At 54.2% G+C, this 19,044-nt stretch carries 19 protein-coding genes; 8 read left to right on the forward strand and 11 right to left on the reverse strand.

Annotated features, from left to right (window positions below; all coding sequences use genetic code 11):
• Nucleotides 1-17: 17 nt before the first annotated feature.
• From ACM5QY_RS24795 to ACM5QY_RS24815, 5 genes are all read right to left on the reverse strand, one after another.
• A complete protein-coding gene (locus ACM5QY_RS24795; RefSeq protein WP_416123299.1) occupies nt 18-884 on the reverse strand; it encodes an ABC transporter ATP-binding protein in 867 nt (288 codons plus the stop codon).
• Nucleotides 856-1,761, reverse strand: a complete 906-nt coding sequence (locus ACM5QY_RS24800; protein WP_416123300.1) for an ABC transporter permease — start codon at nt 1,759-1,761, stop codon at nt 856-858. Before ACM5QY_RS24800 ends, ACM5QY_RS24795 begins: the two co-directional genes overlap by 29 nt.
• Nucleotides 1,758-2,816: an ABC transporter permease gene (locus ACM5QY_RS24805; RefSeq protein ID WP_416123301.1), complete on the reverse strand. Its 1,059-nt coding sequence runs from the start codon at nt 2,814-2,816 to the stop codon at nt 1,758-1,760. The genes ACM5QY_RS24800 and ACM5QY_RS24805 overlap by 4 nt, the downstream gene beginning before the upstream one ends.
• Nucleotides 2,813-4,351, reverse strand: coding sequence for an ABC transporter substrate-binding protein (locus ACM5QY_RS24810; protein WP_416123428.1), 1,539 nt, complete (start codon nt 4,349-4,351; stop codon nt 2,813-2,815). Before ACM5QY_RS24810 ends, ACM5QY_RS24805 begins: the two co-directional genes overlap by 4 nt.
• 156 nt (nt 4,352-4,507) lie before the next feature.
• Nucleotides 4,508-5,662: a mandelate racemase family protein gene (locus ACM5QY_RS24815; protein WP_416123302.1), complete on the reverse strand. Its 1,155-nt coding sequence runs from the start codon at nt 5,660-5,662 to the stop codon at nt 4,508-4,510.
• Nucleotides 5,663-6,015: 353 nt separating this feature from the next.
• Here ACM5QY_RS24815 and exoX point away from each other — a divergent pair, with 353 nt between their 5' ends.
• Nucleotides 6,016-6,678 carry an exodeoxyribonuclease X gene (gene exoX / locus ACM5QY_RS24820; RefSeq protein WP_416123303.1) on the forward strand — a complete coding sequence of 221 codons (663 nt, stop codon included), beginning with the start codon at nt 6,016-6,018 and terminating at the stop codon, nt 6,676-6,678.
• Here the strand turns inward: exoX and ACM5QY_RS24825 are convergent.
• Entirely contained in the window at nt 6,653-7,585 is a 933-nt protein-coding gene (locus ACM5QY_RS24825; protein ID WP_416123429.1) for a LysR family transcriptional regulator, read from the reverse strand. The two genes, exoX and ACM5QY_RS24825, sit on opposite strands and share 26 nt — an antisense overlap.
• A 136-nt stretch (nt 7,586-7,721) precedes the next feature.
• On the opposite strand from ACM5QY_RS24825, the gene ACM5QY_RS24830 reads away from it, so the two are divergent.
• From ACM5QY_RS24830 to ACM5QY_RS24845, 4 genes are all read left to right on the forward strand, one after another.
• Nucleotides 7,722-9,143: an MFS transporter gene (locus ACM5QY_RS24830; protein WP_416123430.1), complete on the forward strand. Its 1,422-nt coding sequence runs from the start codon at nt 7,722-7,724 to the stop codon at nt 9,141-9,143.
• A 40-nt stretch (nt 9,144-9,183) separates the two neighbouring features.
• Entirely contained in the window at nt 9,184-9,873 is a 690-nt protein-coding gene (locus ACM5QY_RS24835; RefSeq protein WP_416123304.1) for a helix-turn-helix transcriptional regulator, read from the forward strand.
• Between the two features lie 97 nt (nt 9,874-9,970).
• Nucleotides 9,971-10,342, forward strand: a complete 372-nt coding sequence (locus ACM5QY_RS24840) for a VOC family protein (protein ID WP_416123305.1) — start codon at nt 9,971-9,973, stop codon at nt 10,340-10,342.
• Between the two features lie 196 nt (nt 10,343-10,538).
• The gene (locus tag ACM5QY_RS24845) at nt 10,539-10,784 is read left to right on the forward strand and encodes a DUF1272 domain-containing protein (protein WP_104925167.1); all 246 of its coding nucleotides are present in this window, start codon (nt 10,539-10,541) and stop codon (nt 10,782-10,784) included.
• Nucleotides 10,785-10,787: 3 nt separating this feature from the next.
• On the opposite strand, the gene ACM5QY_RS24850 is transcribed toward ACM5QY_RS24845, so the two are convergent.
• From ACM5QY_RS24850 to ACM5QY_RS24860, 3 genes are all read right to left on the reverse strand, one after another.
• Entirely contained in the window at nt 10,788-11,177 is a 390-nt protein-coding gene (locus ACM5QY_RS24850; protein ID WP_416123306.1) for a nuclear transport factor 2 family protein, read from the reverse strand.
• 81 nt (nt 11,178-11,258) lie between these two features.
• Nucleotides 11,259-12,290: a GIY-YIG nuclease family protein gene (locus ACM5QY_RS24855; RefSeq protein ID WP_416123307.1), complete on the reverse strand. Its 1,032-nt coding sequence runs from the start codon at nt 12,288-12,290 to the stop codon at nt 11,259-11,261.
• A 405-nt stretch (nt 12,291-12,695) separates the two neighbouring features.
• Nucleotides 12,696-13,397 carry a helix-turn-helix domain-containing protein gene (locus ACM5QY_RS24860; protein ID WP_416123308.1) on the reverse strand — a complete coding sequence of 234 codons (702 nt, stop codon included), beginning with the start codon at nt 13,395-13,397 and terminating at the stop codon, nt 12,696-12,698.
• 128 nt (nt 13,398-13,525) lie between these two features.
• Between ACM5QY_RS24860 and ACM5QY_RS24865 the strand changes: the two genes are divergently transcribed.
• Complete coding sequence (locus ACM5QY_RS24865) at nt 13,526-14,890, forward strand: MFS transporter (protein ID WP_416123431.1); 1,365 nt, start codon at nt 13,526-13,528, stop codon at nt 14,888-14,890.
• Between the two features lie 151 nt (nt 14,891-15,041).
• Nucleotides 15,042-15,359 carry a darcynin family protein gene (locus tag ACM5QY_RS24870; RefSeq protein WP_416123309.1) on the forward strand — a complete coding sequence of 106 codons (318 nt, stop codon included), beginning with the start codon at nt 15,042-15,044 and terminating at the stop codon, nt 15,357-15,359.
• Nucleotides 15,360-15,512: 153 nt separating this feature from the next.
• On the opposite strand, the gene ACM5QY_RS24875 is transcribed toward ACM5QY_RS24870, so the two are convergent.
• Entirely contained in the window at nt 15,513-16,526 is a 1,014-nt protein-coding gene (locus ACM5QY_RS24875; RefSeq protein WP_416123310.1) for a Ppx/GppA phosphatase family protein, read from the reverse strand.
• Nucleotides 16,527-16,560: 34 nt separating this feature from the next.
• The gene (locus ACM5QY_RS24880; RefSeq protein ID WP_416123311.1) at nt 16,561-17,610 is read right to left on the reverse strand and encodes a glycoside hydrolase family 28 protein; all 1,050 of its coding nucleotides are present in this window, start codon (nt 17,608-17,610) and stop codon (nt 16,561-16,563) included.
• Between the two features lie 452 nt (nt 17,611-18,062).
• On the opposite strand from ACM5QY_RS24880, the gene ACM5QY_RS24885 reads away from it, so the two are divergent.
• Nucleotides 18,063-18,842 (forward strand): HalD/BesD family halogenase, encoded by a 780-nt coding sequence (locus ACM5QY_RS24885; RefSeq protein WP_416123312.1) that lies wholly within the window; start codon nt 18,063-18,065, stop codon nt 18,840-18,842.
• Nucleotides 18,843-19,044: the final 202 nt, after the last annotated feature.

Here is a 19,044-nt window from a genome sequence, read left to right on the forward strand (position 1 = left end):
GAGACATTTCGGTTTCCTTAATCGGTCAGCCAGCTGGCCTGACGCTGCATCACCGGCAGCGGATAACGGCGGTTATCCATGTCCGGCAGCGCATTCAGCAGGCCGCGCGTGTACGGATGCTGCGCGTTATCCAGATCGGTGGCGGCGATGGACTCCACAATGCGCCCGGCGTACATCACCAGCACGCGGTCGCAGAAACTGCGCACCAGATTGATGTCGTGACTGATAAAAATCAGCCCCAGACCGCGTGTTTTCACCAGATCGTCGAGCAGCGCCAGCACCTGTAAACGCACCGAAACGTCGAGCGCGGAGGTCGGTTCGTCGGCAATCACCATTTCCGGATCGGTGATCAGCATCATCGCAATCATAATGCGCTGCCCCTGCCCGCCGGAAATCTCGTGCGGATAGAGGCCATATACGCGTTCCGGGTCGCGGATCCGCACCACGTCGAGCATGTTCAGCACTTTGCGTTTGGCGTCTTTATATGAACATTTGTGGTGCGAGCGCCACGCCTCGGCAATCTGGTCGCCGACACACAGCACCGGATTCAGCGAGTATTTCGGATCCTGCATAATCATCGAGATGCGCTTCCCGCGCACCTGCCGCATTTGTTTCGCGGTGGCATTCAGTAAATCCACATCGGCGAACTGCATTTTGCTGGCCGTAATCTGCGCTTTAGACGGATGAAGGTGCAGCAACGCGCGTCCGACGGTGGATTTACCGGAGCCGGATTCGCCGACGATCGCCAGCTTTTCGCGTCCGAGCTGGAAGGAAACGCCGCGCACCGCGTGCGTCACCTGACGGCCATTCACAAAGCTGACGTTCAGGTCGCGCACGTCGAGTAACGCCGGAGCGTCAGTCATTTCGGGGATCAAGGATGTCACGAAGGCCATCTCCTAAGAAGTTGAACGCCAGGCTGTTAATCAGGATCGCCAGACCGGGAATGGTCGCCACCCACCAGCACTCCATCATGTAAGTACGGCCACTGGAAATCATCGCGCCCCACTCCGGATCCGGCGGCTGCGCGCCCAGTCCGAGGAAGCCAAGACCGGCGGCGGTCAGGATAATGCCGGCCATATTCATGGTGATACGGATGATGACCGACGGCAGGCACAGCGGCACAATGTGACGCCACAACACCCGCACCGGAGACGCGCCCTGCAAACGCACCGCCGAGATAAAATCGGCCTGACGCAACGAGAGCGTTTCGGCGCGCGCCAGACGCGCAATCGGCGGCCAGGCGGTGAGCGTAATGGCGATCACCACATGTTCCAGCCCCGGCCCGAGCGCGGCGACAAATGCCAGCGCCAGCACCAGACTCGGGAAGGAGATGAAGATATCGGTGACGCGCATCAGCACCATGTCGGTTTTGCCGCCAAAATATCCGGCGGTTACGCCGAGCAATAACCCGAGCGGCCCGACGGTGACGGACACCAGCAGCACGATATAGAGCGTGATCCGCGAGCCGTAAACCAGACGGCTGAAGATATCGCGGCCAAACTCGTCGGTGCCAAACCAGTGCGCCGCCGACGGCGGGCTGAGCGCGTTGTTTAAGTCCTGCACCAGCGGGTGGAACGGCGCAATCCACGGGGCGAACAGCGCCACAATCATTAACACCAGAACAATCGCGCCACCGATGGCGGTCAGCGGATTGCACGCCATCTGCCAGAGAAAATGCCCGATGCGGCCCAACGCCCGTTTCACACGCTGGCGCTTTTCGTCGCCCGCGCTGAGCACCACAGAATCGAGGGAAATCGTCATACTTTTGTCCTCGGGTCAAAGACCTGATACAGCAGGTCAGAGAGCAGGTTCAGCACCACGAAAATCATACCGACCACCAGCACGCAACCCATCACGGCGTTCATGTCGCCGAGCATCAGGCTGCTGGTGAGATAGGAACCGAATCCCGGCCAGGAGAAGACGGTTTCGATCAGCACCGCACCTTCCAGCAGCGAGCCATAGGCCAGCGCGACCACGGTCAGCAACTGAACCAGAATGTTGCGAAATGCGTGGTTCCACAGCACATCCCATTCGCTCAGCCCTTTGACGCGGGCGGTGATGATGAATTCCTGTGAGAGTTGCGCCAGCATAAAGCTGCGGGTCATGCGGCTGATGTACGCCAGCGAGTGAAAACCAAGCAGCGACGCAGGCAGGAGCAGGTGATTGAGCGCGTTGCGGAACACTTCCCCATTTCCGGCGATCAGCGCGTCGATCAGCATAAACCCGCTGTGGCGGGTGACCTGACCGTCGAGGCTGAAATCCAGACGCCCCGCGCCGCCGGCCCAACCGAGCCAGGCGTAAAACACCAGTAATCCCATCATGCCGACCCAAAATATCGGCGTGGAATAACCGGCCAGGCTGATGATGCGCACCATATAATCGGCAATGCTGTTGCGTTTTGCCGCCGCCAGAACGCCCAGCGGAATGCCGGCGCCTGCACCGAGAATGATCGCCAGCGTCGCCAGTTCCATGGTGGCCGGGAACACGCGCAGAATATCCTGCGTCACCGGTTTGCCGGTCAGCAGCGCATTGCCTAAATCGCCGTGCGCCAGCCCGGAAAGGTAGATGCCAAACTGCGTCCACAGCGGTTTATCAAAGCCGAGCTGGTGATAAACCTGCTGATACGTGCTGTGGTCGGCGTCCGGCCCGACAATCGCCAGCACCGGATCTACCGGCATCACGCGGCCAATAAAAAACGTCAGCAGCAGCAGGCCGAACAGCGTGACCGCCACCTGAACCAGCCGTTTGCCGATGCGTCCGGCGGGAATGCCGGAATGCCAGGTATGAACTTGCGTGGTCTGAGTTTGCGTGGTCATAACCCTTTACCTCCCGCCGGTTGAGGGTCAGCGGCGTCGACTTTGTACACGTCGCGCAGGAAAGTGGTTGCCGACGGATGCGGAACATAATTTTTGACGTCCGTGCGCACCACAATGGAATCCACCATTTGCGAAACCGGCACCAGCGCCGGGATCAGCGCGTCGTAGCGTTCCTGAATCGCGAAGTAATCCTGTTTTTGCTTTTCCGGGTCGCGTTCGAGCAGCGCCTGATCGATATCCATATTCAGCTGTTTATCGTAGAAACCGGTTCGCCAGCCCTGAAAATTGGTGAGACGCGCTTCATCGCTGTTGTCCGGGTTGTAGACCAGCGAACGCAGGCTGGAATGCGGATGCGGTTCTACGCCGCTACCGCCGCGCCCGACCAGCATGTCGAATTTACGTTCGCGCATCGCGCCGTAAATCTGGTTGCCAGTGCCGGTGACGATTTTGGCGCGAATGCCCGCCTGCATCAGCGTGGACTGCACGGCAATCGCGATATTGAGGAACGGCTGATCGGCCAGCACCCGCAGCGTGGTGTCAAAACCGTCGGGGTAACCGGCTTGCGCCAGCAAGGTTTTGGCGCGCGGGATGTCGAGTTTGTAGCCCGGATCCGGCAGTGTGGCGGGCATTCCGACCTGAATCGGACGCTGATGCACAATACCGTAACCGGTCATCAGCGCTTTGCCGATGCCCTGATAATCAATCAGATAGCGCACTGCCTCGCGCACTTTCGGGTTGGCGAAATGCGGCTCTTTCATGCTCATCGCCACGTAATAAAGGGTGCCCTTTTTCACCTGATCCACGACCATCGCCGGATCATGACTGAGCGCGGTAACGTCGGACACCGCCATATTATTGGCAATATCCAGGTCGCCTTTTTCAATCATCAGGCGCAGGGTCTGGGATTCCTGAAAATGGCGGAACACCACGCGGGAAAGCCGCGGTTCGCCGCGCCAGTACTGCGGATTGCGGCTCATGTTCAGCACATCTTTCGCCTGCCAGCTGTCGAGACGAAACGGGCCGGAACCTGCTTCGTTGGTGGTCAGCCAGCGGTTGCCCCGATCGCCGTTCACTTCGTGCGCCTGCACGGTTTTGCTGTCGAGCGCCACCACGCTGCCGAGCGCGGCCAGCGAGTAAATCACCAGTTTCGGGTCGTTCGGTTTAGGCAACTGGATTTCAACGGTATACGGTGACGGCGCGCGCACCATTTCATCGACGTTCTTTTTGGTGAATCCGTAAGACTTCCACACCGACGCCTGCGCCAGATTCAGGTGCAGAATGCGGCGCATCGACCACACGACATCTTCCGCCGTCACCGGATTACCGGAGTGAAATTTCACGCCTTCGCGCAGATGAAACGTCAGCAGATTTCCGGCATCGTTGACCTCCCACGAGGTCGCCAGCGCCGGACGCACATTGGTCAGTTGTTGCGGATCAAGCTCAATCAGCGGGTCATAAAGATTGACCACGATGCCGACAATGTCGTTGCCGGTCATCGCTGCCGGATCGAGCGTCAGCAGGTTATTCATGTTCATGCCGATGATCAGCTGGTCGGGCGGCGTTTTCGCCAGCGCCGGCCAGCAGCTCACCGACAACAGGAGCGCGAAAAACCACGCCCTGAGGGGTGTGCCAGAGTTCATGATGTACCTTCCGGGTAGAGTCAGAGGTTTATTATTTTTTCTGCCCGCAGGTCAGTCGCGGCTGACGGTATGGGTCTCTATGTATTCAAAATTGATGTCCTCTCCGAGGCCGGGACGGTTAGAAAGATGCACAAAACCCTGTTCATCCATCGGATCAACGATGCTGTTCAGGTAGGCGGCGGGTTCGTCATAGTCAAGGAACGGATGCAACAGGCCGCGTTCGTACCAGCGACAGTTGCGGATCGCACCGACCACCGCCAGGCTGGCCGCGCCGTTGCCGTGAACTTCGCAATCCATGCCGAACGCTTCAGCCAGACTGGCGACTTTCATGCACGGCGAAATCCCGCCGACGCCGTTTGCGCCTGCGCGCAGAATGTCGCAGGCACCCGCTTTCACCCAGTCCGCACGGCTGTGATGTTTACCGCCCAGGCTTTCCGGGCCGATCACGTCGATTGACAGATTTTCCGCCAGCCACGCGTAGGACGCCATGCTCTCTTCTTCCATCGGCTCTTCGAACCAGGCGAAGTTGAGTTTTTCCAGTGCCTTACCAATCGTCAGCGCCTGACTGCGGCTGTACCAGTGATAGCCATCGAGCATCAGTTCGATGTCCGGCCCAACCGCCTCGCGCACGGCGGCGCAGGCTTTGATGTCCATTTTCGGATCCGGCGCGAACGCCACCGGCGGCATCCAGGTGTGCAGCTTGATGGCCTGATAACCGCGCGCCACCAGTTTTTCGGCGAACAGACCGAATTCATCCGGCGTTGACAGGCCGCCTTTCAGCTCGTCGCCGCACATGGTGCTGCCGTAAGCCGGGACTTTTTCGCGGAATCCGCCCAGCAGTTTGTGCACCGGCATATTCAGCTTGCGGCCAATCAGATCCCATAACGCCTGCTCGACAAACGACAACGCGCGTTCGGTCAGCTGATGCGCACTGCCGCGCTGCCAGTGAACCAGATCCTGCCACAGACGTTCGCGGTCAAACGGGTTCTGGCCTATCAGCACTTTTCTAAAAAATGCGTTCACGACGTGCGGACGCACCACTTCCGGCGGCGCGAACGAATAACCGCAATCGCCTTCGTCAGTGGTAATCGTCAGCATCGCCATTTTTGCCTGACTTTCTTCACCCGGATGCGAATGACCCGCGCTGTCTGAAACACGACGGGTCGGATAAGTAAAAACAGTGACTTCAACAGAACTTATTTTCACAGCGATACCTGCCATTACTGAGAGAGTTAACGCTCATCAGAGCGCCCCCGGAATGCGTCAAAACCGCAATCCAACATAAATAAAATAGCGTTTCATTATTGAAGTTAGCCAGTTTATTCACGCATTGCCACGGATAAAAGCCGAAAATTTCCGTGTAAGTTTGGGCATCTGCACGGGGCGGTGTGAGCATTTTCACGAAAGCGGGGCAAAGTGTGATCTGTACAGGAAGTAGGCGGAGTGAGTGTGTGGGGATTTCCTGCGTGCTTTTTGTGATGAGAAAAGTGGGCATGAAGAAATCATTCCGTTAGGCTAACGTTTTTTAAGAACGTGTCCGGCGGTCTCTGGAGTGGAATATGTTGCGAGTTATTGATACGGAAACCTGCGGATTGCAGGGTGGCGTGGTGGAAGTGGCGTCTGTCGATATTGAGGACGGAAGGATCGTCAATCCGATGAGTGATCTGGTGCGTCCAGACCGCCCGATCAGCCACCAGGCGATGGCGATCCACAAAATCACCGAGGCCATGGTGGCCGACAAACCGTGGATTGAAGAGGTGGTTCCCCGCTACCACGGCAGCCCTTATTACGTCGCCCACAACGCCAGTTTTGACCAGCGTATGCTGCCTGAAATGCCCGGCCAGTGGATTTGCACCGTCAAACTGGCACGCCGTTTATGGCCGGGGATCAAGTACAGCAATATGGCGTTGTACAAATCCCTGAAGCTTGATGTGAAAACTCCGGCAGAACTGCATCACCACCGTGCGCTTTTTGACTGTTATATCACCGCCGCGCTGCTCATCCGCATCATGGATGAATCCGGCTGGACGCCGGAAGAAATGGTCACTATTACCGGCCGTCCTGCGCTGATCAGCACCATGATGTTCGGCAAATACCGTGGCAAAAAGATTGCAGAAATCGCCGAAGACGACCCGGCTTATTTACGCTGGATGCTGAAAAACATCAAAGAATTAACGCCTGACTTGCGCATGACGCTTAAACATTATCTGGATGCGCAATAGGGTTTTCTGGCACTTTTTCCCGGCAAACGCTCAGCACCAACTGACGCAGCCAGCGGTGCGCCGGATCGACTTCTGAACGCGGGTGCCACATTTGTGAAATCGTGATTTCGCGGGTTTTCACCGGCAGTTCGAACGCACAAAGCCCGACGGGATCAGAAATAAGGAATGACGCGGGGATCAGCGCCACCAGGTCGGAGTGTTGCGCGATCGCCAGCGCGGCAGAAAATCCCGGCACCACGGCGGCGATCTTTCGTTTCAGCCCCGTTTCGGCCAGCGCGTCATCCACCGGGCCATGCGTGCTGTTTCGGCGTGCAACCACAACGTGCCCGAACGAGACATATTCCTGCGCTGTGAGGGTTTTCGCCCGCGCCAGCGGATGACCTTTTCTCACCACACCGATAAATTTGTCGCGGAACAATGTCTGCAACCGGATTTCCGGCCCCATGTCGCCGGCGACGCCAATCTCGAGATCGACCCGCCCTTCGCGCAATGCATTTGAGGTTTTTTCCGGTTTTGGCGTGAACCGCAAACACACGGAAGGCGCGGCCTGCGCGGCAGCAGCAATCAGTGCTGCGCCAAACGCCACGACAAACCCGTCGTTTGAGCGGATCAGGAACGTGCGTTCAAGCCGGGCTAAATTGAGTTCTGCTGAGGACGGTCGAAGGAGCGCGCGCGCTTCAAAACTGGCGTTCTGCGCACGTTCGCGGATTGCTTCGGCATACGGCGTCAGCACCATCTGGCGGCCGGCACGCACCAGCAGCGGATCACCGGTTGTTGTGCGCAGGCGGCTGAGCGTCCGGCTCATCGCGGAAGCACTTAATCCCAGACGACGCGCCGCACCCGCTACACTTCTTTCAGCGAGCAGCACATCAAGGGCAATGAGTAAGTTCAGATCAGGTTCAGTCATCCGCGCAGTGTAACGCGCCACGAAACCGGAGAGAAGGCGTTGGGTGCAGGTATTCAATGCAAATGCTGCGTCTTCCGCTATGTCCGGCGTCCCGCTATATTCCCTGCATCCCCTGTGAAAGATAACGGATTGAATGATGGAATTATTTACAGACAGACCCGGCGATGAAGGATTGCCGGGACGCGAGCGCGGTTTCGCCATGGCGGCCGTCATGACGATGGCAACAATGTCAGTATTCGACGGTTCGATGGTCAATATCGCGTTGCCGCAAATCGCACGGGCGCTGGATATTTCGGCAGGCGCGGCGGTGTGGGTTTCCAACGCCTATTTGCTTTCGGCGTCCATGGCGCTGGCGATTTTTGCCGCGATGGCCAGCCACATCGGCTTTCGTTCTATTTTTGTCGGCGGGCTGGCTCTGTTCACCCTTTCTTCCCTGGGCTGCGCGCTGTCGTCCTCCCTCGATGTGCTGGTGTTCATGCGTGTGTTACAGGGGATTGGCGCAGCGGCCACGCTGAGTATAGGACCGGCGATTTTGCGGTCGGTATTCCCTACCCGCTTGCTGGGACGAATTCTTGGCCTGAATGCCCTGAGCATCGCCACCAGTACGGCCATCGCGCCGGTGCTTGGCGGCACCATTTTGTCGGCGCTGAGCTGGCAATGGCTGTTCGCGATTAATATTCCGCTGGGCATTATTGCGATGATCCTCGCGATGCGCGTCATCCCGGCAAACCCGGCAGCCACGCGCCAGCCGTTTGATTTTGCGGGTGCCGTGTTATCCGCCGCGATGCTCGGTACGCTGATCATGGCGGCAGACGCCTTTTCGCGTCCGGGCGCAGATGATTTGGCCACGGCAGTCGGCTACGGGCTGGCCGCTGTTCTGGCAGGCGTCGCTTTTGTCTGGCGTCAGCGCCACGCAACAAAACCGCTTCTGCCGCTCGGCATATTTTCCTCCTCACGGTTTTCGCTGGCGGCGCTCACCTCGCTGGCATCGTTTGTCAGCCAGGGCATTACCTTCGTGGCGCTGCCTTTTCTGTTCCAGAGCGTTTACGGCTACAGCGCGTTCGTCTCCGCCCTGCTTTTCACGCCGTGGCCGCTGGGCATTATTCTCGCCGCGCCCCACGCCGGACGCCTCGCAGATCGCTATCCGGCTGCCATTATTTCAACAATCGGTCTGGCAGTCTTCGGAGTGGGATTATTGCTGCTCGCGCAACTGCCTGAGCATCCGCAATTCTGGGATATCGGCCTGAGAAGTTTCGTCTGCGGCCTTGGTTTCGGTTGTTTCCAAAGCCCGAATAACCGCGAAATGTTGTCGAACGCCTCGCGTGAAAACAGCGGTTACGCATCTGGCGTGCTGGCGATTATGCGCACTTTCGGGCAATGCCTTGGCGCGGCGGTGGTCGGCGTGACCCTGTCCGTTTACGCGGCTAATAGCGTGATTCAGGAAGCCCATGCGGTAAAACTGAGCCTGTGGATTGCCGTGATGGCGACGGCGCTGGCGGTTGCCATCAGCGTAAGCCGGTTGCGCGGACAGCGACATGATTTGCAGGAAGAGAAATAATGGAAATAATAGCCTTCCGGAAACTTAAGAGATAAAAACCGTGTCCCGTTCCCAGCGTTTACTTGATTTGATACAGATCCTGCGCCGTCACCGGTTTCCGGTGACGGGCGCTCAGCTGGCTGCGGATCTTAATATCAGCGTCCGGACGCTATACCGGGATATCGGCACATTGCAGGAACAGGGGGCTGATATTCAGGGCGAACCGGGGCTGGGATATATTTTACGCCCCGGCTTTATGCTTCCTCCCCTGATGTTTTCCGAGGATGAAATCCAGGCGCTGGTGCTGGGTTCCCGCTGGGTCGCAAAACGCACTGACGGGCAACTGAGCGCGGCGGCCAAAAATGCGCTGGCAAAAATTGCCGCCGTTCTGCCGGAGGATCTGCGCCTGTCTCTGGAATCTTCGACGTTACTGGTCGGCCCTCCTGACAACGCATTAACCGGAGAAACCTTTTTGCCGCAGATTCGTCAGGCAATACGGGGCGAACGTAAGCTCGAAATCGTATACCGCAGCCTGAAAAACGAAGAATCCCGCCGGATAATCTGGCCATTCGCACTCGGGTATTTCGACCTCGTTCATGTCCTCGTCGCCTGGTGTGAGTCCCGTCAGTGTTTCCGCCATTTCCGCACGGATTGTATTCTCTCGCTGGCAGAAGCAGAGGCGCGTTATCCCAAACGACGACAGAGATTGCTCAAAGAATGGCGGGATCAGGAAAAAATCGCGCCTCAATAGCCCGGATGACTACTGACAATAACTGGCAGCAGTTGCCTCTACGATACGCAGTAAGGGACATCAAGCGTGATGTTTCATTACCTCAGAGAGGCAACTCATGATCGATTCAAGCCTGGTTATTTTGTACGTCAACAACCCGGAAGCCAGCGCCAGATTTTATGCAGACTTACTTGGAAAACAACCGGTTGAGGCATCACCTACCTTTGCGATGTTTGTTCTGCCTTCAGGCATGAAACTGGGATTATGGTCTCGCCATACCGTCGAACCCGCCTCAACGGGGACGCCCGGTTACGGCGAAATCGTCTTTTCAGCCGAGTGTGATGAACAGGTGAATTCCCTGTATTCACTCTGGGAGGAGAAAGGATTAGACATTGCCCAGCCGCCGGTTGCGTTGGATTTCGGCTATACGTTTGTGGCGCGGGATCCCGATGGGCATCGCCTGCGGGTTTACCGTTTATCGCAGGAATAATGGTGTAAGGCAGAGCGTTTCGGCGCTCTGCAAAAAATCATCGGTTCTGGTACAAATCCCAGCGTTTGCTGTCTATGTTTTGCTATCCCGACGCGGGACTTTTCTCAGGCCGCTGTTTCAGGTTATGTTTACGACGATACACATCGGTAAAAATTGAAGCCTGTTCCTGAAGTAAACCCACAGAGGATAAATTTCTATGCTGGAACTGAGACCTAACTGCGAGTGTTGTAATACCGATTTGCTTCCCACTTCGGCAGACGCGAAAATTTGTTCGTTTGAATGCACATTCTGCGTCACGTGCGCCGACACCAAACTGGGCGGGATTTGCCCTAACTGCGGCGGAGAATTAGTGTCACGTCCCCGCCGCCCGGAAAACAAATTAGCCAATAATCCGGCGTCGGTCACACGTGTTTTTAACCCGGCGGGTTGCGCGTCTTCGTAAAGGTTATCGGGTGGAAGGCGACGCCTGCGTTTCAGCCGCTGGCGTACCCTGATGGAAAACCAGCTGCCAGCCGGTGCCTTCCGTCAGTGTCCAGATTGAGGAGCGCAGCGCACCGCGCAGATTTCCGGAATCACTGCGCACGCAGGTTTTGTAGGTCAGAAGCACAGATTCCTCGCTGAGGATTTGGAGCTGAAAATCATCGGATTCGATCCCAGATCCTTGCGTTTCCGCAATCAGCGCCGCAATAGTCTGGTGACGGTCAACCCTCTTGCCAGAACGCGTGATTTCCCTGAAATCCGGATGCAGCACCCTTTCCAGCCACTGTTTGTCATTGCGTCTGGCGTTATGAAGGCTGCATTCCAGCGCTTTTATTTCGTCTAAAATGGCGGTCATGTGGCTTCTCCATTCCGTTCGCGGTGTAAACAAAACGGGCAGAATTCTTGATATTAACTTTCGGCTAACATACGTGACTTTTCAGCTCATTTGCATCATCCACCGATAAATACACGTTAATTCATTGATTTTATTACGGATTGAATCTTCAACTTTTTCGCTAATTATTAGTGGTGACCATATAGTTAGATGAGGGGAGACTTGCATTGTCCGAGTCAGGTTTTTACCATCTTTTTTTACCATGGTGACATTTTGCGTATTACGCTTCCGATAATCGTGTTCTTTATCCAAGCATTCTAGCGCTTCATTTAAAATACTTTGCCACTTTTCTCCTGTCAGCTCATTAAGTCCAAATGGTCTACCTCCTATATATTTTTCTTCAATTTCAGGTCTGGATGCTACTTGCCAAGCATCCCGCCAAAAGGTCAGGAATATTTCATCTGGAGCATCTAAGGTTTGTATTATCCTCGGCAGTTTTGGCGTTATAACCTCTGATTTTATAAGCCGAGATATAGGCCAGTCCTTGTACATTTTACCTTCGAGGTTAACCCCTATATGAATATTGTTGGCCTGCGGATGTATAGAAATATTCCATTGAACACCTTCATTTCCATCACTCATCCCAAAAAATGGTTTGTTAAACTGACCAAACGGTCTACCCTTCACCCCCAGAACCTCACAGAAAGACTGTAACAAAGTGGCATATTCAGCCGAAAAACTTCTGACCGGGTAATTATTATTATTTTTTTTCTTGCGATGAATTTTAATTTTTGATGAGTTTTTCGAATCAAATTCTTCCATGATTTTAATATCACTCTGAGATTCAATGATCGATATTACTGCTTTATATGCATCGTCTGCACATAGATTAAAAAATTCTCTTTTCTTTTGTCGCAATGGATCTAACTTATAGTGAACTAATTTTTCCAGTTCCCTACAATCATCCACAGTGATTGAGTGGGCAACAGCCCAAATAAAATCACCTGTGGAACTTTTATTTATTTCATGACATCGGGAAATGGGATCCCTGGTAGTCATTCCAATTTTACATACCGGCAAATCAATGTCAGCAACTTCCAGTATATATACGTAGCCACTCGGTTTGTCAGTCATATTCACCTATTTATAAAATTTATGAGTATCTTTTAATTATGCAATGGAATAAAAGTCCATACTGAGGCGGTAAAAAATTACAATCAAATACTATAGTATTTTAAATACAGAAAAGCGAACATTTTATAGGCAAAATGGACTAATATCATGGCCCTATAAGTCATCCTGGTTTTTTGTATAAAGCCAAAATCACCACCGTCATCTTCGGCATAAAAATATGCCAATGGCAGGTCTAAAACTTCAATCTGACTGTTTTCAGCAACAGGGTGCGTCCAAATCTGAAAGCATGACTTCTGATTAGTCGGAATCGAACTTAGCAATGCAATGTGAAATCCCACCTGCCAGCTGCGGCCGTGGAAATCGAAGAAGTCTGTTTTGATCATGGGCAAAAGAAATAAAAGGGCTTTATTGCGCCGCAACGATCCCTTGCGGCTGCCGGATACCAAAGTGTTGCTCTAAGGCTTTCCAACCCGACTCGGTGACTTTCAGCGCTCTGGATTTACTCGAGCGGCTCAGCCATTTCCACGCGATAAAAGCCTCCAGCAGAGCGGTGCCAGGAGAGCCGGCGAGGTGATATTGCCGCTCGGTCCAGTCGAGGCACAGGCGGTGACTTCCTGCGCGATCTGCGTTGATTTCCACGCCTTGCTGTTCAAACCAACGATGCCCCTCAACGGTTAGCACGTAGTGCTGACCTTCCCGCATGGCAATCAGACCGCGGTTAAGCATACCCTGCGTAATCAACACACCGATTTGTCCGGCTAAATGATCGTAACAACAGCGCGCAAAACGCAGCTCCCTGGCGGAACGACTCGGTGTAGTTTGCCACTGCGAAGTGACCGGCCCGACCGAGGCCAGACTTTCTAAAAGCTGGGAGATATGTGGCCCGGCCAGACGGTAATAACGATAGCGTCCGACAGACTCCACGGTGATCAGCCCGCCATCACGCAGTTTTGCGAGATGAAAACTGGCAGTCTGTGCTGTAATTCCGGCGGCCTCGGCCAGCGCGCTAGCGGAAAGCGCCTCGCCTCCCGACAGGTTGATTAGCATTATCGAACGCACCGGCTCGGCGATGAGATGGGCCACGACTGAAATGTGAAATTGGTTCATTTTTCGCGCCATTAAATAAGAAATCAGTGTGCATCAGTGGGATTAATACTTCGATGTAGCTCGAATCATTATTTAGCGTGCACAAGGTATAGTCAATTTATCCCCTGAATAGAAAATTGCCTCCCAACATGAACAGCACCTCTTCGGCTCAAAAATGGTTGTTAGCTGCCACCAGTATCAGTTACGTCATCGTGATTCTTGATACCTCGATTGTGAACGTGGCGCTTGCGCCGCTGGCTGCCACCCTGCACTCGACCATAACCGGACTTCAGTGGGTGGTCAGTGCCTATACCGTGACTTTCGCCAGCCTGCTGCTCAGCGGTGGGGCTTTGGGCGACAAACTGGGTACAAAAAACGTTTATCTCACCGGCCTGCTGCTGTTTGCACTGGCTTCGGCGGGATGCGGCTTTTCATCAACATTATCCGCTCTGGTGTTCTCGAGGATATTGCAGGGTATCGGTGCGGCGTTGCTGGTCCCCGCCTCTCTGGCGTTGATAAACAGCGCGTTTCCGGAGTCCCATCAGCGCGCTAAAGCCATCAGTATCTGGGCGGGGTGCGGTGGAACTGCGATGGCTGCCGGCCCGTTATTTGGCGGTTTGCTGATCCAGCTATTTGGCTGGCGAAGTATTTTCCTGGTCAATGTCCCCATCGCACTGCTCGGGGTCGTGCTGGCAGCACGCATTCCTGCGATAAAAAACACGGCAAACAGGCGGCCGGTGGATTTTGCAGGGCAACTGCTGGCTATCATCGCGCTGGGATCGTCTATTGCTGTGCTGATTGAAGGCGTCCATCGGGGATGGCGTGACCCGTGGATTTGCGGCGGAGTCACGGTGGCGGTGATTGCCTGGGGGCTTTTCATCTTTACCGAACGCACAATCAACCAGCCTATGCTGCCGATGAAGCTCTTTCGCCTTGCTGATTTTTCGGCCGCGGTGACCGTCTCGCTGATTTCAGGATTAGTGTTTTACGGGCTGTTTTTCCTGCTCAGCCTGTACTTCGAGACCGTGCGCGGGTGGTCATCGCTGGACACCGGTCTCGCCTTTCTTCCGCTGACCGTGCTGGTCACGTTGGGCAGCTTTAGCGCCGGAGCACTCAATCGCCGGTTTGGCGCATTTTGGCTGATAGCAGGATGTTGCGGCCTCTACGCCGCCGGATTTGCAGGGTTAATGATACTCCGAGAAAATGCACCCTATTGGCGGATCGCGCTTTGTTTTCCGGCCCTCGGTCTGGCGGCTGGCGTCATTACCCCGGTTGCCACGACCGTTGTCATGGGCTCGATAGTCAAAGAGCAAGCAGGAATTGCCGCCGGGGTACTCAACGCCAGCCGGCAAACGGGCTCAGCGCTGGGAGTCGCCATCTTTGGCGGATTGCTCAGTGCTGTTGAACCGCTCGCGGCGGGTATTTATTTCGCCGTCTGCCTCGCCATCGCCCTCTCACTGCTCGCGGGTCTGTTATGGATCACGACCCTCAGCAGAAACCCGCCACGGCTTTAGCGTTTTCCCTGTAACGCAATGAACGTGAATCAAGTCAGGGGATTACATTCATCGAATATAGAAAAACTTTGTTACCCATTGACGATAGTTCAGATAAATTTTTCCCATAAAGAAATGTTAACGTTACCCTACACACCAATAAGGAGGGATTATGATCACCGTTTTTGTTTTACTTAAAACCACGAAGGAATGGCTGCGACTCGCGCGAACTGAAAGGAACCGGATAGCGGATAACGTGTTATTAACCGTGCTGCCCGATAACAAAGTCACGTTAAGAATGTTTGATGCCGAGGCATTTACCACAAAATGCACAGATGTTGCCATGTTCCAGGCTCAAGACATGGAGTCATTCTACTTTGCGATTGAACGCTTGAGGGACTCAGAGCTTATTACCAAACCCTATTTCGAAATGGTAGAAATCATTCCCACCATCGAGGATGGATATAAAGCGTTTGAAAAAGCCTCCTGAGTAATGCGGTGCCTCACATAAATGTCAGTCAGCCCTCAGAAAGTATCAGCACATTAGTCTGATTGACAAAATCCTGCCTGAGCAGGATTTTGCTTTTACTCGCGGACTGGCGAAGCCATATCTGACAAACACCGCCGTCATTTTTCATACAATTTATTGCACCAGAATGCCCTGGATCAGGCTTGCTTTCACAATAGTGACCTGTGAAATATTCAGCGCCTGCATAAATCCTTCGACCAGCAGCAGATTACTCACGTCAGTTGACCGGTATTGCCCGGCAATCTCACTGTCATTTTTCCATACCTGATTTTTCGAGACGCGTTCAACGTCCGCCAGCTGGTAGGTATTATTGGCCGGATGAAGCTGATCCTTAACCGAATAACCGTGAACGCCACCAATTCCAATCACCCGGCGTTTTTGTGCATCCTGCTTGATCTGGGCGCTGACGTGCGTCCGTGCATAAAAGTTGACGTAACGCAGAACGGTATTGCGCAGCGAACCAATCGGATTCGGTGAGTCTGTTTTATCCAGTTCCTGATTTTTCAGCACGCTGATAATGAATTCTTTCAGTGTCACGGAAGCCAGTTTGCCCAGATAAACATCCATCACAGTCCGGCCATCTTGTTCACGCATAGCCGTCATCTGCATCGATCCGCCACCGATATCCCAGACCAGCAGATCCTCATTTTTGACATTGCTGTCATGCAAAGCCGCTTTAGCAGACAGGAATCCCAGTTCGGCCTCCTGTTCCTGAGAAATTATGCGCAGTTGAATCCCGGCTTTTTGGTTGAACATGTCAATGACTTGCTGACCGTTGGACGCCGTTCGGAAAACGGCCGTTGCTACGCCGGTAATACGTTGCGGGTGGAAAGTCCGGGCTTTATTCACCATCTGTTTCAGCGCAAGCACGCCCTCCTGCTGGATCGCTTCGCTGATTTTATTGTCCCCTGATTTCCCCAGTGCATCGTTAAAAGCCAGCGGCCGCTGATCCTCATACAACACTTTACCCAACTGGTGATGGCAGATATCCACTTCTGCGACCTGAATTTTGGTTGTCCCCGATCCCATATCAATTCCCGCACGGGTTTCGATACAATTATTGGCTTGTGCAGAAAACGTGGTTAACGCGAATACGATGCAAAAAAAACTTTTTAGTGGGTGTTTCATTTCATCCTGCCCTGAAAAATAAAGAAAAATTGAATCAGCGACCAGGAAACGATACCCAGCTTCCGGCGCAACCTGCATACACCTCTGAACCCTGCGATTTTCCGGGCAACGCCGGACGCACGCCGCCGGGTCCGGTTTCGATCCGGGCGAACGCAATCTGCCAGCGCGCATCCGCTGCGAAGCGCACGCCGTCCAGCGTGATATCAAGCTGATGAGTGTCATCGTAACCCCGCAGTACGAGATCGCCGGATGCACCAACGACGTCCCGGAGGACGATGTCGCGGAAGACCGGGATCTCGCTGCCCTGCGCTTTGGCGTCGTATCGGGTGTCGAAGTCAATTGGGCGGCGGTTGTTACGCAGACACACGTGCTCGTAGCGCACATTGCTGACTACTCCGCCTCGGCTGGCGTCACTCTTGATGCGCAGGCCGGAGGTCGTGCCGTCAAGTGTCAACCCCCGGACAAGGATATCGCTGACGCCGCCGACCGTCTCGCTGCCGATTGACAGACCGTGCCCCCAATAAAAATGGTTATCGGTCAGCGAGATGTATCGGGTAGCCCCGCCGCTGCCAGCCTTGATTGCCACGTTATCGTCGCCGGTGCGGATGAAACTGTGTGCAATGGTGACATCCTGCGAGGCACCGGGGTCGATGCCATCCGTATTGCGCGCATCTGCCGGCGTATCGATACGCACATCCCAGAACGTCGCTCCCTGTACGCCATTCATCGCCACGTGGAAGTTGGGCGCATTGTGCAGCGTGACCTTGTAGAACGTGATGTCGTGTGCGTGGTCAATCTGGATCAGGCGCGGGATGTTCTGCTTGTTGCTTTCAGTTTGTGCGCGACGCGCGAGTTGCCACCATGTCTCGCTATGCCCAAACATGGCTTGCCCGCCCTGTCCGTCGATCACACCCTCGCCAACGATGCCACCGCCCTGCGTGCCCTTGAACAAGATAAACGGACGGCAGCCGTTACCTTTGTCATCGAGCGTGCCACAGCGGCCATCATTGTCATAAGCACGTGGATCGGTCGTTGCCGCCAGCACGGCATCACGATCGAGCCAGAGTGTGACGCCGGATTTCATGATCAGCGGTCCGCTAACGAAGCGTGTGCCCGCCGCACCGGCTATCAGGCGTACGGCGGCGCCCGGCTGACAGTGATTGATAGCATCCTGTAAACGCTGAGTATCATCTTTGGATTGTGCGGAAGAGGTCAATGTTGCGCAGACCGAAACAGGTAATCCGGGTTCTGATACGTGCCGCCGATCCTGCGCCAGTGCGGGAGTACTGGCCAGGAGCCCTGATAAGACCAAAACACGGCAGACAAATCCTAATAAGTCACTGCGACTTCTGGACATACAATCAACTCACTGATAATAAAAACAACATCATATTTGAGACATATGAATTAGTCATGTTTTGACCAAAAAAATTCGCAGTTGGCCCGTCAGGGATGGCAGCTTTCATTTCCCAGTCGTTAATGACTTGTTTAAAGTGTTAACAACCGTTTTTTCCTGAATCATTTATGAGGGCAACAATGCAAGAACTCGACAGGATCATAAATTTCGCAGCAAATCCGATAGTGGATACGAATTTTCTTTCTGAATGTAAAAGGAGGCTGAATGAAAATGGCGTCCTGGTCTTGCATGACTTTCTTAATCCTGCTGCGCTGAAGGCAATTAAGCGTGAGGGGGATGAAAATCGCCATCTGGCTTATTACACCAGCAGTAATCACAATGTTTATCTCTTGAAACCTGATGACGGGTTACCAGACTCGCATCCAAGAAACCGGCAGATTGTCTCCTCAAAGGGCTGTATTACCGATGAAGAGATCCCGCCGGACTCGGCACTGCGCGCACTGTACGACGCGCCTGTGTTCCGGGCGTTTCTTTGCTCGGTGCTGGGTGAGGCACAGCTGTATGCTTACGCTGACAAACTTTCTTCAATCAACCTGCATTACGCCAGCGAAGGCCAGGAGTTGGGCTGGCATTTCGATAACTCGTCTTTTGCCATCACCCTGCTGATTCAAAAACCTCAGGCTGGAGGCGTGTTTGAATACGTTGAGAACCTGCGTGATGCAGATGCTGGCGACATGAATTTTGAAGGCGTTGAAAAACTACTGAATAAGCAAATTGAGCCAAAAAAACTCGGCATTGAGGCAGGCGATCTGGTGTTGTTCCGCGGTCGGAATGCGATTCATCGCGTGACGCCAACGGAGGGGGATACCACGCGCATGCTGGTGGTTTTAGCTTACAATTCTCAGCCTGATATTTCGTTGTCCGAGCCTGCCAGAATGACCTTCTACGGGCGTATTTAATGGTCTGCGGTGCTGATTCAACATAAAGCGAATCAGCACCGCGTTTTAGAATCGGCTAACGTATTCACGGCGGAAAATCTGCGGCGTTCGAAGCTGAACATTGCAGCAGATCTACCCGAAACCACCGGGTTCTGCCCTTTGCGATCCGACCGTCCTGAAGGCCGCGAAGGTTCAGCAATGTATGCTCGATAAAGGCTTCGAA

This window comes from Rahnella sp. PCH160 (assembly GCF_047784855.1).
In the GTDB taxonomy this organism is placed as follows: Bacteria; Pseudomonadota; Gammaproteobacteria; order Enterobacterales; family Enterobacteriaceae; genus Rahnella.

Excerpts from the sequence above, each read along its gene's own strand:
- ACM5QY_RS24800 (WP_416123300.1), bottom strand. The coding sequence starts at position 1,761 with ATGACGATTTCCCTCGATTCTGTGGTGCTCAGCGCGGGCGACGAAAAG.
- ACM5QY_RS24805 (WP_416123301.1), bottom strand. The coding sequence starts at position 2,816 with ATGACCACGCAAACTCAGACCACGCAAGTTCATACCTGGCATTCCGGC.
- ACM5QY_RS24810 (WP_416123428.1), bottom strand. The coding sequence starts at position 4,351 with ATGAACATGAATAACCTGCTGACGCTCGATCCGGCAGCGATGACCGGC.
- exoX (WP_416123303.1), top strand. The coding sequence starts at position 6,016 with ATGTTGCGAGTTATTGATACGGAAACCTGCGGATTGCAGGGTGGCGTG.
- ACM5QY_RS24825 (WP_416123429.1), bottom strand. The coding sequence starts at position 7,585 with ATGACTGAACCTGATCTGAACTTACTCATTGCCCTTGATGTGCTGCTC.
- ACM5QY_RS24830 (WP_416123430.1), top strand. The coding sequence starts at position 7,722 with ATGGAATTATTTACAGACAGACCCGGCGATGAAGGATTGCCGGGACGC.
- ACM5QY_RS24840 (WP_416123305.1), top strand. The coding sequence starts at position 9,971 with ATGATCGATTCAAGCCTGGTTATTTTGTACGTCAACAACCCGGAAGCC.
- ACM5QY_RS24845 (WP_104925167.1), top strand. The coding sequence starts at position 10,539 with ATGCTGGAACTGAGACCTAACTGCGAGTGTTGTAATACCGATTTGCTT.
- ACM5QY_RS24850 (WP_416123306.1), bottom strand. The coding sequence starts at position 11,177 with ATGACCGCCATTTTAGACGAAATAAAAGCGCTGGAATGCAGCCTTCAT.
- ACM5QY_RS24855 (WP_416123307.1), bottom strand. The coding sequence starts at position 12,290 with ATGACTGACAAACCGAGTGGCTACGTATATATACTGGAAGTTGCTGAC.
- ACM5QY_RS24860 (WP_416123308.1), bottom strand. The coding sequence starts at position 13,397 with ATGAACCAATTTCACATTTCAGTCGTGGCCCATCTCATCGCCGAGCCG.
- ACM5QY_RS24865 (WP_416123431.1), top strand. The coding sequence starts at position 13,526 with ATGAACAGCACCTCTTCGGCTCAAAAATGGTTGTTAGCTGCCACCAGT.
- ACM5QY_RS24870 (WP_416123309.1), top strand. The coding sequence starts at position 15,042 with ATGATCACCGTTTTTGTTTTACTTAAAACCACGAAGGAATGGCTGCGA.
- ACM5QY_RS24875 (WP_416123310.1), bottom strand. The coding sequence starts at position 16,526 with ATGAAACACCCACTAAAAAGTTTTTTTTGCATCGTATTCGCGTTAACC.
- ACM5QY_RS24880 (WP_416123311.1), bottom strand. The coding sequence starts at position 17,610 with ATGAAATCCGGCGTCACACTCTGGCTCGATCGTGATGCCGTGCTGGCG.
- ACM5QY_RS24885 (WP_416123312.1), top strand. The coding sequence starts at position 18,063 with ATGCAAGAACTCGACAGGATCATAAATTTCGCAGCAAATCCGATAGTG.